This window comes from Streptomyces sp. BPTC-684, assembly GCF_030028635.1.
Lineage (GTDB): Bacteria > Actinomycetota > Actinomycetes > Streptomycetales > Streptomycetaceae > Streptomyces > Streptomyces noboritoensis.
This window is the reverse complement of record NZ_CP124863.1, coordinates 730,784-742,645: the sequence shown is the minus strand read 5'-3', so window position 1 is coordinate 742,645 and position 11,862 is coordinate 730,784. Positions and strand designations below refer to the sequence as shown.

8 protein-coding genes are annotated in these 11,862 nt (G+C 63.0%); 7 read left to right on the top strand and 1 reads right to left on the bottom strand.

Translation table 11 applies throughout. The features are described from left to right. The first annotated feature begins 357 nt into the window (after positions 1 to 357). A complete protein-coding gene (locus tag QIY60_RS03235; protein WP_283141040.1) occupies positions 358 to 2,184 on the top strand; it encodes a reverse transcriptase/maturase family protein in 1,827 nt (608 codons plus the stop codon). A gap of 75 nt (positions 2,185 to 2,259) precedes the next feature. Here QIY60_RS03235 and QIY60_RS03230 read toward each other — a convergent pair whose 3' ends face one another. After that, positions 2,260 to 2,439 (bottom strand): hypothetical protein, encoded by a 180-nt coding sequence (locus QIY60_RS03230; protein WP_283141039.1) that lies wholly within the window; start codon positions 2,437 to 2,439, stop codon positions 2,260 to 2,262. Between QIY60_RS03230 and QIY60_RS03225 the strand changes: the two genes are divergently transcribed. From QIY60_RS03225 to QIY60_RS03200, 6 genes are all read left to right on the top strand, one after another. Continuing rightward, the gene (locus QIY60_RS03225) at positions 2,401 to 3,684 is read left to right on the top strand and encodes a transposase (protein WP_283141038.1); all 1,284 of its coding nucleotides are present in this window, start codon (positions 2,401 to 2,403) and stop codon (positions 3,682 to 3,684) included. The two genes, QIY60_RS03230 and QIY60_RS03225, sit on opposite strands and share 39 nt — an antisense overlap. 655 nt (positions 3,685 to 4,339) lie before the next feature. After that, positions 4,340 to 6,238, top strand: coding sequence for a hypothetical protein (locus QIY60_RS03220; protein WP_283141037.1), 1,899 nt, complete (start codon positions 4,340 to 4,342; stop codon positions 6,236 to 6,238). Then, the gene (locus tag QIY60_RS03215; protein ID WP_283141036.1) at positions 6,238 to 8,388 is read left to right on the top strand and encodes a DEAD/DEAH box helicase family protein; all 2,151 of its coding nucleotides are present in this window, start codon (positions 6,238 to 6,240) and stop codon (positions 8,386 to 8,388) included. Before QIY60_RS03220 ends, QIY60_RS03215 begins: the two co-directional genes overlap by 1 nt. Before the next feature lie 59 nt (positions 8,389 to 8,447). After that, positions 8,448 to 8,633 (top strand): hypothetical protein, encoded by a 186-nt coding sequence (locus QIY60_RS03210; RefSeq protein ID WP_283141035.1) that lies wholly within the window; start codon positions 8,448 to 8,450, stop codon positions 8,631 to 8,633. Then, positions 8,630 to 10,690 carry an AAA family ATPase gene (locus QIY60_RS03205; RefSeq protein ID WP_283141034.1) on the top strand — a complete coding sequence of 687 codons (2,061 nt, stop codon included), beginning with the start codon at positions 8,630 to 8,632 and terminating at the stop codon, positions 10,688 to 10,690. Before QIY60_RS03210 ends, QIY60_RS03205 begins: the two co-directional genes overlap by 4 nt. After that, a complete protein-coding gene (locus QIY60_RS03200; protein ID WP_283141033.1) occupies positions 10,690 to 11,163 on the top strand; it encodes a DNA phosphorothioation-associated protein 4 in 474 nt (157 codons plus the stop codon). Before QIY60_RS03205 ends, QIY60_RS03200 begins: the two co-directional genes overlap by 1 nt. The last annotated feature ends 699 nt before the right edge of the window (positions 11,164 to 11,862 follow it).

Below are 11,862 nucleotides of genomic sequence, written 5' to 3'. Positions count from 1 at the left end.
GAAGGCCATACTGCTTGAAGCCGAGTCTCCAGGGACGCAAGTCGTACGTCCTGCGACACGATGCCTGTAGTCGCAGCCACCGGTATCGGGCGGTCCTATTTGAGCCGCCTCAACCCTTCCGGCCGGTGGACAGCGGGCAGCGAGCCCGCTCAAGGGGACGGACAGGCCGCCTACGTCACGCTCGATACGTCCAGCGCAAGGGGAATGCGGGATCGCCTACGGGGCGCGAGCCCTATGGCGACGGAGTGCCCGTAGTAGTCGTGGGAGTCACGCCCCACCAAGGAGGACGGGAAAGCCGTCCGCAGGGCCAAGGGGCACAGGTGTCAGCAGATCGACGGTGATGGTGAGGTATGCGTAATGCAGAGCGCCGAAGCCCTCCTGGAGATCATTCGTGAGCGCGGCAGGAAGAGGCTGCCGCTGGAACGCCTCTACCGATGTCTGTTCAACCCGGAGTTGTACTTGGTCGCCTACGGGCGGATCTATCGCAACCATGGAGCGATGACACCGGGCAGTACTGCCGAAACCGTGGACGGCATGTGCCTGGCAAAGATTCAGGCGATCATCGACGCGCTCCGATCTGAGCGTTATCGCTGGTCCCCGGCACGCCGCGTCTACATCGAGAAGAAGGGAGCGACGAAGCGTCGGCGCGGTTTAGGTCTGCCAACCTGGTCGGACAAGCTGTTGCAAGAGGTGATGCGTCTGTTGCTTGAGGCGTATTACGAGCCGCAGTTCTCCGATCACTCCCACGGATTCCGGCCCGGCCGGGGCTGCCACACCGCCCTGCAGGAGATCTATGCCGGGTGGCGAGGAGCCACATGGTTCGTCGAGGGAGACATCGCCCAGTGCTTCGACCGGCTCGACCACCAGGTCCTGCGGTCGATCCTGGCCGAGAAGATCCATGACAACCGCTTCCTGCGGTTGGTCGACGGACTACTCCAGGCCGGATATCTGGAACAGTGGCGCTATCACGCGACGTTGAGCGGTTCGCCGCAAGGCGGCGTGATCTCGCCGATCCTGTCCAATATCTACCTGGACCGGTTGGACAAGTACATCGAGGCGAAACTGCTGCCCGCCTACAACCGGGGAGCCCGACGTGCCGAGAACCCGGCATACGCACGGATTGCGCACGCGATCGAGACAGCCCGGCGGAACCACCGCGTCGAGGAGGTACGGCAGTTGCGCAAGCAGATGCAGCGCATGCCCTCCAAAGACGTGAATGACCCCGGCTTCCGGCGCCTGCGATATATCCGTTATGCCGACGACTGGGTGCTGGGCCTGACCGGCCCAAGGCAGGAAGCAGAGCAGATCAAGGAGGAGGTCGGCCGGTTCCTGCATGACGAGCTCAAGCTGGAACTGTCCGAGACCAAGACCTTGATCACCCACGGACGGACGCAGGCCGCCCGCTTCCTGGGCTACGAGATAGTGGTCCTGGACAGCGACAGCAAGCACGACCGGCGCGGTCGCCGCAGCATCAACGGGCAGATCGGGCTGAAGGTGCCGGCTGACGTCGTCCACGCCAAGTGCAGGCCCTACCTCCACCACGGCCGACCGGCCAGGATCGCCGGACGCATGGTCGACAGCGACTTTTCCATTGTCGCCCAGTACCAGGCCGAGTTCCGTGGCATCGCGGAGTACTACCAACTGGCGTTCAACCGCCACCGCTTCCGACGGCTGAAGTACGCCATGGAAGTGTCGCTGACCAAGACGCTGGCGCAGAAACACCGCACCAGCGTCCCGAAGGTCTACCGCCGCTACCGCGCCGTGCTCCAGACCGACCTCGGCCCCCGCAAGGGGCTGCGGGTCACCGTCGAACGCGGCGACGGGCGACCGCCGTTGGTAGCCGAGTGGGGTGGGATCTCACTGAAGCGAAGGACCAAGGTCTCTCGCCTCGACGACCAGCCCCGAAGGGTCTGGAACGGTGACCGGACGGAGCTGCTGCAACGGCTCCTCGCCGATGTCTGCGAGCTCTGCGGTTCGCGGACGGATGTGGAAGTACACCACATCCGGCACCTGAAGGACCTGACCGTCAAGGGGAGGCCCAAGCGTTCGACATGGGCCAGGACGATGGCCGCGCGCCGTCGCAAAACCCTGGTCGTCTGCCGTCGCTGCCACGAGGACATCCACGCCGGACGTCCCACGGGCAACAACTCACGAAGAACGGCACTGGAGAGCCGGGTGCGGTGACAAGCCGCACGCCCGGTTCGGGAAGGGGCCGTCGGAAAAGGACCCCAGCCAGAGGCACCTCGTCGGCGGCCTACTTCACACGCCCTCGCGCTGGAGCTCGATGATCCCGGCTTCCACCACAGCGTGCTGTCCGACTTCCGAGAGCGCCTCGCCGAGGGCGACCGTGCCGACCGACTCCTGGACCTCGCGCTCGTTCGACTCAAGGACGCCGGGCTCGTGCGTGAGCGCACCACCCAGCGCACCGACTCGACCCACGTGCTGGCCGCGGTCCGCGACCTGACCCGGCTGGAACTGGTCACCGAGGCAGTCCGTGCCGCGCTGGAAGAAGTGGCCCGCACCGCTTCGCACCTGCTGGCCGGCCTGGTGGACGAGGACTGGGGGCGCCGCTACGGCCGCCCGGTCCGACTGGGCAAAAACCCCACCCGCCCCAAGACGCGGATCCTGGCCGCCGGTGACGACGCCTGCCGGCTGCTGGAGCGCCTGCACCGGCAAGGACCGGGCTACGGGCCCGGCCCGCAGGCCGAGGCCCTGCGACGAATCGTCGTGCAGAACTACTACCGCGACGCGGCCTACCGCCTGCGCTGGCGCACCGCCGAGGACGGCGGGCTCCCGCCTTCGGCGGCGGCAGTCGTCTCTCCCTACGACACCACGGCCCGTTACGTCCGGCACGGGCACATCATCCGCTGGAAGGGGTTCGCCGCCCACCTCACCGAGACCTGCGCGCCCGGCAGCGTCAACGTGATCACGGACGTGGCCACCACCTCGGCCGCCACCAGCGACGCCCAGGTTCTGCCCGGCCTCCACAGCCGTCTGGCGCGTCGCGGACTGCTGCCCGCCGAGCACCTGGTCGACGGCGGCTACACCTCGCTGGTCCACCTGGAACGAGCCGCCCGCGAACACCAGGTCACCGTCAGCGGGCCGCTGACGGCCAACCCAACCCGCCAGCACCGCCGGAACGAGGGCTTCGACCGGGACGACTTCCATATCGACTTCGACCGACAACAGGTCACCTGCCCCAACGGCCAGGTCAGCACCGGCTGGCACGGCCCCTACCCGACCTCCGTGCTCGCCGGCGCACCCCTGATCGTGGCGCGGTTCACCCGGAGCCAGTGCCAGCCGTGTTCGGACCGCCCCCGATGCACCAACGCCAGTGCCAGGAACGTGGGCTTTCCTCCGCGAGAGCTCCGCGAGCTGCAACTGCGCGTCCGCGCCGAACAGCAGACACCCGAGTGGAAGGCCCGCTACGCGGTCCGCTCCGGGGTGGAGGGCACCATCAACGAGTTCGCCCACGGACACGGCATGCGCCGCTGCCGCTACCGAGGCCAGCCGAAAGCCCACCTGCAGCACGTGCTCACCGCCATCGCCGTGAACATCGAACGGCTCAGCGGCCGACCGGCCACCGAGGAAACCCGCACACCCAGACCGCCGACCGCCTTCCAGACCTACCTCGACCAGCACCACATCCCCCGGCCGAAGTCCTGGCGAACCCTCGGCACCTGACCTCCACCACCAAGATCCCCGACAGAGTCAAGCTCAGGTGGTTCAGCGCTCTGCTCCACCGGACAGTTGTCCCGGGCGGTGAGATGCTGCCGCCCTTTGTCGGCGAGCTGGGCGTTCCAATGCCCGCGACGCTTGGTGATTTTGATGAGCCCTCGACTCTGTAGGGCCTGGGCGCTGGTCTTGTAAGTGCTGTCCGTCCAGAATCCGTTGGGGCACCCCCGGCCCACCCAGTCGAGCACCGCCTGCTGCCGCTCGTTGAGAGCCTGGCGCATGTAGTCCCTCCGTGGTTCTCCGCTCGTGCTGCAGAGAGAATGCCCCGTCCGCATCCGTTGCATTGAGGTGGCCGCCGGTCTCGAGGGTGCGTTCCCGGTGCTGGTACCTGGTGACCGGCAGCGTGGGGCGTGCCGTCGGCCGATCCTGCCCCGCTTGCGGGGACAGCCCGCCTCAGGTCACAAGGAGTCGGAGACCGTGAGATCGGGCACCGATAGGACCGTGCTCCGTCGACGTCCCCCTGTACCGTTGATGCGACCGCGCTGTCGCTGGGGTACTGGGAGGGAACACAGCTTCAGGGGGCGCGCGGGGCAGAACGTAGTGACGTCTTCGGCGTGTGGCATCAGGTGTTCCCTGTCGCACGCTGTTGGCGGTTGCCTCCGGTATGGAGATCACCGGACTCACACCGATCTTTCTGAGGGCCATGAACGCATTCCGCAGCTGGTACGAGGAGCTCAGCAGCCTCAGCCGGGACATCGTCTTGGAACATCTCTGCGCAGATGTTCCAGTGCCGCTGGAGCAGCTGGCTCAAAAGCATGTCCTCTCCCGGGAGGTAATAGGGCAGCGCTGTAGCTATCTCAGTTACAGCTTCAACCAGTGCTTGTCGGACAGTTCGGTCCCGAGTGGCTGGATAGCCCAGGTTGAACTTGAGCTTCAGCAGCCGCGTGTAGTCAGCGGACTCCTCTACCGCTACCCCTGGCTTGGCGAGAACGTTGGGGGCGGGCTCACGACCCTGCGCTTTCTCACCGGTATGTACTGGCAGGACGCAAGCACTGACGCGAGCGGGCAGTGGATCTACGGTTCTGATCTGCGAAAATGCGCGGCTGAGACGGTGCGAGTGCTCGATCTCTGCTCCGACGAGGTCATCAGCCTGTCGACAGCGACCCGTCTTTTCGAAGCGAGTGGAGCCCCGGTACCCGAAGATCCTGATGACCTGGACGCTTGGCTGGTCCACTGCGGGTTCGCGCGCGATGGAGATCAGATCTCGCAGTCTCTCCCAGACCCCGACGCTCTGGCTGAGTCGGTCGTCGAGGAGCCCGAGGACCTGCCCGAGCTCGTGCAGCGACTGACTCAGCTCCTCCAAGTAAACGAAAATCCCGTCGCCAATCTCACTCTCGGTGAAGTATTGCAGAGGGCGGGCGCACTTGACGGCGAGCTGGGTGAGGTTGTATGCCAGCTTCGGGATGCAATGTTCTTGGGTGATGGATTGTGGGTCATTCCCGAGAAAACAGCTGTCCGGAGGGTCGAAGGAGCGGGAGAGTCGGCCGATGATCTGCGACCGTCCGCTGACGAGGGGAGCGGTCGGACTGTAAGTTCCAGCATGAGTGAGCACGGCGAGATCATTGCGGAGAGTGACATTCCTTCTCTTGCTGACGGCTCGCACGTTCCAGAGGGGCAAGAGCCGGTGGGTCAGGGCGCTCGGCGCCAGAAACCCCTCCGTAGCGACCTTGATCGATCTGCGGCTCCTGCAGATCGCATCGCGAACCTGCTCGAAGACAAGCCTGAGGGCTTGAGTAGCTCGCTCATCAGGCATGCTCTTGGCGCGACAGTTTCTCAGGAACAGGTGATAAAGGCGCTCTTTGGAGATGACCGCTTCGCTATCACGCATCAAGGAGCGTGGTACCTGCAGAGTTTATTCGGGATGTCTTCCCCGTCTGCTGATGCCCCTGAGCATCCCCTCTTCACCATCGCTGAAGAACCTGCCGACGCCGCTCCCTCGGCCAGTGGAACAGCTGTTGGGTTCCGGGCTGCGGCTGGGGGGGCCAGAGCGGGCGGTGTCGCACAGCACGGAAACGACAGGCTCGACAAGATCGAAGCGGCGCTTCGTGAGGTAGACCGTCCACTGAGCATCGATGAGCTGAAGGCGCAGACGGGCATCACGCTTGGCAACCCCTATCTGAGACAGCAGATCGAGGCGGATCCGCGCTTCAGTCGGAGCCAGAAGACGATGTGGGCTCTGACCGAGTGGGGTATGCCTGTCTACAAGCCGATCAAGGAGTTGGTCTCGGACCTGGTCGACGCCCACGGCGGTGCGATCGCTGCCGACGAGGTCATCCGGCTCCTCCGGCGTGACTTTGAGATCAAGGAGTCGAGCCTGAGGCAGACCATGTCCTCACCTCCCTTCGCTACCTGCGGTGGAACGGTCCGTCGTCTCGGGGAGGACATTGGTGAGAGCGAGGTGTCTATTCCGGCTGGCCGGTCTGCGTCGCCCGAGGAATCCGGACGGCCGGACGATGAAGCGCCTGACGTAGACGATCTCATGGGCAAGATGGGACTGATCTGATGGCTGAGGAACCTCGACTGCGTGGGTGCAGCCTGGAGTCTGACTACCGCAGCGATCGCAGTCACCTGATCGAAGACTTCTATCTGCCCGCCCTGGCGGCCTCCACCACGTACGACCGGGCCGTGGGCTACTTCGCGGCCTCAGTGATTGCCACGCTCGGACAAGGCATCGACGACTTCACCGAGCGCGGCGGCACCATGCGGATCATCGCGTCTCCTTACCTTGAGCCAGCAGATATCAAGGACATCGAAGAGGGCTACGAGCTGCGCGAAGTCCTTCACCGAGCCGCCGTACGCGATCTTGAACAGGCAGTGGAAGACCAGCGCGCTGCGCGAGGACTCGGCAAACTTGGGCGTCTGGTCGCCGAAGGACGCATCGATTTCAAGCTGGCGTACGTCGAAGAGCGCGGCCGTGTCGGGATGTACCACGAGAAGATCGGTGTCTTCCGGGACGGGCGCGACATCGTCGCCTTCAAGGGGAGCGCGAACGAGACCCGCTCGGGTCTCGTCGGCAACTTCGAAGCGATCGAGGTCTACCGCAGCTGGGACCCTCGGGACACCGATCGTGCTGCACGGATAAGCAAAGACTTCGAAGACCTGTGGCACGACCGGACTCCGACGCTGCGCGTCGTGCCGTTCACTGAAGCAGCCAAGGCGGCTGTCGAGCGCAGCGCATTGGCGACTACTGGCCGCTACGAGCTGGACGATCTTCCGACTGGCGGGGCGCCCATCGTGATGTCTCCGCAGCCGCCGGCCGGAGCGCTAACGATCCCGCAGAGCCTGGTGGTGCGCGACTACCAGAAGGAGGCGGTGCAGAACTGGTTCCGCAACCAGTGCCGCGGCATCCTGCGCATGGCCACTGGTACGGGGAAGACCCTGACCGCGCTCTCTGCTGCAGCTCAACTCGGATCGTTCTTGTGTAAGAACGATGACAACGCCTCGCTGCTCGTCATCGTCGTGGCCCCGTTCCAGCACCTGGTCGATCAGTGGGCCAAGGACATCGAATGGTTCGGCGTGACCCCGCTTCGCGCGTACGAGTCGTCCAGCAAGTGGTCTCCACGTGCCCATGCCCTCCTGCAGAACCTCGCCTTGGGCGGCATGAGCGGCGGAGTTATCGTGACCACCAACGCCACCTTCGGCGGCGACACCTTCCAGAACTTTCTCGATGCCTACGGGGGCCAGCTTCTCGTTATCGCGGACGAGGCACACAATCTCGGCGCTCGGCACCTTCGCACTCAGCTCCCAGAGAAGGCTCAGTACCGACTCGGCCTGTCAGCGACGCCGGAACGCTGGTTCGACGATGAGGGAACTGACGCCCTCACCGACTACTTCGGCGAGATCGTCTTCGAGATGGGCATTGGCGAGGCCATCCGTTGCGGAGCCCTGTGTCGTTACACCTATACGCCTGTCCTTGTGGAGCTGGACGACGAGGAAGCTGAGCTCTATGCCGAGACCAGCGCGAAAATCGCCCGGCTCATCGCGTCAGGTACGGACTTGAGGGAGACAGTCGATCGCGACAGCCCGCTTGGCCGGCTCCTGAAGAAGCGCGCGGACATCATCGGCCACGCCCGGGGCAAGCTGGAGGTCCTGCGTACGGAGCTCGAGAAGCGCCGGGAGACCAGCCACCAGCTGATCTACTGCGCGGAGGGCAAGCACCCGCTCCTCTACGAGCAGGGCACCGAAGGGCCACGTCAGATCGACCAGGTGATGGACATGGTGGGCAATGAACTTCAGTTGGCTGCCGCCCGCTACACCTCCGAAACGAAACGACCCGCGCGGCAGGACATCCTTCGCCGCTTCGAAAGAAACGAGCTGCAGATCATCTCGTCCATGCGCTGCCTTGACGAGGGCGTGGACGTTCCTGCGTCGCGCACTGCTTACCTCATGGCGAGTTCGTCCAACCCCCGCCAGTTCATCCAGCGCCGCGGTCGTGTACTACGGAAGGCCCCTGGAAAGGACCGGGCAGACATCGTCGACTTCGTCGTCGTACCACCTGTGGGAGGCGGAGCGATTCAGTACGAGACCGAACGCAACTTGCTCCGCCGCGAGTTCGCTCGGGTCGAAGAGTTCGCCTACCTCGCCGAGAACGAAGCAGTCACCCTGGACGTCCTGCGCCCCGTGCGCGAGCGCTACGGCCTGTTCGACACCTGAGACCCACACCAAGACCCCCTCATTTATCCCGCATCCTCGACTCGAATCAGGAGTAACCCGTGAGCGACGAAACAGCCGGCTCACCCTCCGCGCGGACAGTGCGCGAGGTACTGAGCGAGCTGTCGCCGACTGCTAGGACCCTCGTGCAAAAGGTCATCGACCTGGAGAACGAGAACATCCACATCAGGGAATCGACGAAGGTGGTCCCCAGCATTGTGGACGCCGTGAGGGAGTTGACCAAGTGAAGCTGCTCAAGCTGACCCTCAAGGACTTCCGTGCCTTCTACGGTGAGCAGGTCCTCGACCTCTCCGTCAGGGAGGACAAACCGGCCGTTCTCATCTTCGGCAACAACGGCGCGGGCAAGACCACGCTGCTCAACGCGTTCGGATGGGTGCTGTACGGCACCTTCTCGGACGACGTCGAACAGCAGCACCGGGTGATCCACGACAAGAAGTGGGAAGAGACCTCCTTCGGGGAGGAGGCGACGTCCTCGGTCCGACTCGACTTCGAGCACGAGGGCATCCGCTTCTCCGCGACTCGGGGCGTCACGGTCAACAAGCAGACGGAAGAACAGCAGACGGTCAGCCCGTCTCTGACAGTCACCGAGGTTGGGCCCGACGGCGAGGCCAAGTCTGTACCGAATGGCCAGGACCGGATCGAGAAGATCCTTCCCAGGGGGCTGCGACAGTTCTTCTTCTTCAACGGCGAGCGTATGGAGAAAATGTTCTCCGGCGACGACAACAACGAAGAAGTGAAGAAGGCCATCAAGACGCTTCTCAACTTGGAGACCATTGAGCGGGCCATCGCTGATCTCCCCAAGGCTTCTCGTCTCCTTGCCCGTGCGATCGACTCCAAGGGCGATACCCGGCTGAAGCAGCTCACGGATCGCCAAGAGGAACTGGCGGCGCGAGCAAAGGCGGAGGAAGATGAAAAACTCCGCCATTCTGCAGCAATCAGCACCTTCCAGAAGGAAGTCGAGTCGATTGGTCGTGCTCTGCGTCAAAACGAGCAGGCCGAGCCATTGCAGAAAGAACGCGAGCGACTCACCCGCCGTATCAACCAGGAGAAGGAACGTCTTGCGGACCATAAGAGCCGCAAGCGTGAGCTGCTCTCCAAACATGGGTTCCTGGCCCTCACCGGCGGGCTCGACGACAAGGTAGTCGAACTTGCGGATCGGATGCGTGAGCGCAGGCAGCTGCCAGCCGGCATCCAGCGCAGCTTCATCGAGGACATCCTCGAAGAACAGCTGTGCATGTGCGGCCGCTCTGTCGAGGAGGGGACTCCCGAGTACGAGGAGCTCAACAAGCGGAAGTACAACGCTGGCCTTGAGGATGTCCAGCACCGCTGGATGCACGTCAGCGGCGAGATGCGCAGCATGAGCGACAAACGGCAGGAACTTCTGGAGCAGCTCACTCTGAACGCTTCTGACATCCAGAAGGCAGACGCTGCCATCAGCCAGCTGGAAGCGGAGCGGTCCGAGGTGGACCGCCAGCTGGAAGGTGTAAACATCCAGGACGTGAAACGTCTGGTCGAGCGCCGCAAGGAGTGTGGCGATAAGGAGACCGAGTCCCGCGTTGCGCACAGGGAATCCGAGAACCGGATCGCCTTGATCGAACAGGAATTGGTGAGTGTTGCTCGCCAGTACAAGTCTGCGGCGGCCAAGAACGAGGAGTCTCGCAGGATTCAGACTCAGGTCGGTTTGGTCGAGTCGGTTCGAAACGCGCTGATCGAGATTCTGACGATCAAGACGGAAGAAGTCCGGGATCAGCTCGACAAGAAGGTCAAGGAAGTCTTCTCCCGGATCTTCATCAAGAGCTACATCCCCGAGCTCAATGATTCCTTCGAGTTGGAATTGCGCGCGCCGAGCGGTGTAGCCATCCGCTCCACGGGCGAGAACCAGATTCTCGGGCTGAGTTTCGTAGGCGCTGTTTCCGAAGTGGCCCGGAGTATCAATGCCCGAAAGAGCCACGCAGATGAGGCGACGATTGAAAGCAGCGGCAGTGGTGTCTACCCAGTCGTGATGGATGCGCCCTTCGGTAGCCTTGATCTCACCTATCAGGAAGAGATCTCGAAGGCGCTTCCGGCGTTGACGTCGCAGATCGTGACCCTGCTGTCGCAGTCGCAGGCCCGTGGCAACGTTATGGAGAATTTGCAGCATGCGGCCAACCGCATGTATGTGCTGCGATCCTTCACGCCGAACAGGGCAGCTGAAGAAGAGACCATTGAGATCAACAACCGTGCAGTGCCGTACGTTTCCTACGGCGCCTTCGAGTACACCGTCCTGGAGGAGGTGACCGTCTGATGGCTACTACGGATCGCTTCCGTCGCCCGCACTCCCATGAGTCTCTGCTGGATAAGCTCGCAGACAAGAAGACCGGACCATTCGCGACCATGGTCGAGGCGATGATGTTCGCCGCCGTACTTGGGCACCGCAAGGGCGAGCGCATCGCGTTTGAGAAGTCCGACGAACCGATTCGCCTGGCACTGATGGAGGGCCGACTCTACGGTGACGTCCTTCTCGATATGCTCGCAGCGGTCGAGCATGAGGACGACCCGAAGATCCTCGGCAATGACCGGCAGGATGAACGAGTCCTGATCTTCGAGGAGTACGCGAACGGTGGCCTTGCGCATTTGCAGACGCTGATAAATCGCCAGCCACACCAGGAACTCGAGGTCATCATCTCTAACTTGGTCCTCGAGGGGCTCCGGAACCCTCCGGAGGAGAAGAAGGACGACGTCGGCGAGATCTTGGCCAGCGCTTCCCTGGACTGGTAGCCGTAGAGGCGGGGCGTTTCTCTTTTTACAGTAGAGGAACGCCCCATGATCACAAGTTGCTCTTTTGGAACCTTTGCGCATACGTGCCAGCCCCTATGAAGCGCTCCCGTTTCCACGGGTCATGCTCCCTGCAGTAGACGGCACAGTTCGTCGGGTTGATTGCCCCAGATAGACGGCGAGGCGCCACAAAAAGCTCCGCATTTTGGAGTCGTGCGTTACAGCCGGACGGGTCTTCGCACCGGCCACGCATTTTAGTTAGCCGGACTACCCATAGTGGACGGGGGATGCTGATAGTTCCCAGCGTTGGATGAATGAATATTCCGGCGTAGGCTGATGGCGCCCCATAGATCTCGATATGTGACGACTTCTTGCGGTTGCACCAGCCGCAAGCCAGCCGCAAGTTTTCGACGGCAGTTTCTCCGCCAATTGCGACAGGTCTAACGTGGTCAACTTGCGGGAGGAGGTCGACTGATTTTAGGCCGCGGGGGCGGATGAAATCGACCGCCACAGCTGGCTGCATCGCCGGACTGTTGTCGACTTTGAGGAAAAGATCTCTGGCCGTTGGGGAAAATAGATAGCCGCAAAGATAGCATCTAGGTTTTGATTCGCTGTACCAAATCTCTTCCCGTACGCGCTTGGAAATGCGCTGACGGGCAATTATGCGGCGAAATTCAATCTCGCTCCAAGCCGTCATGGAGA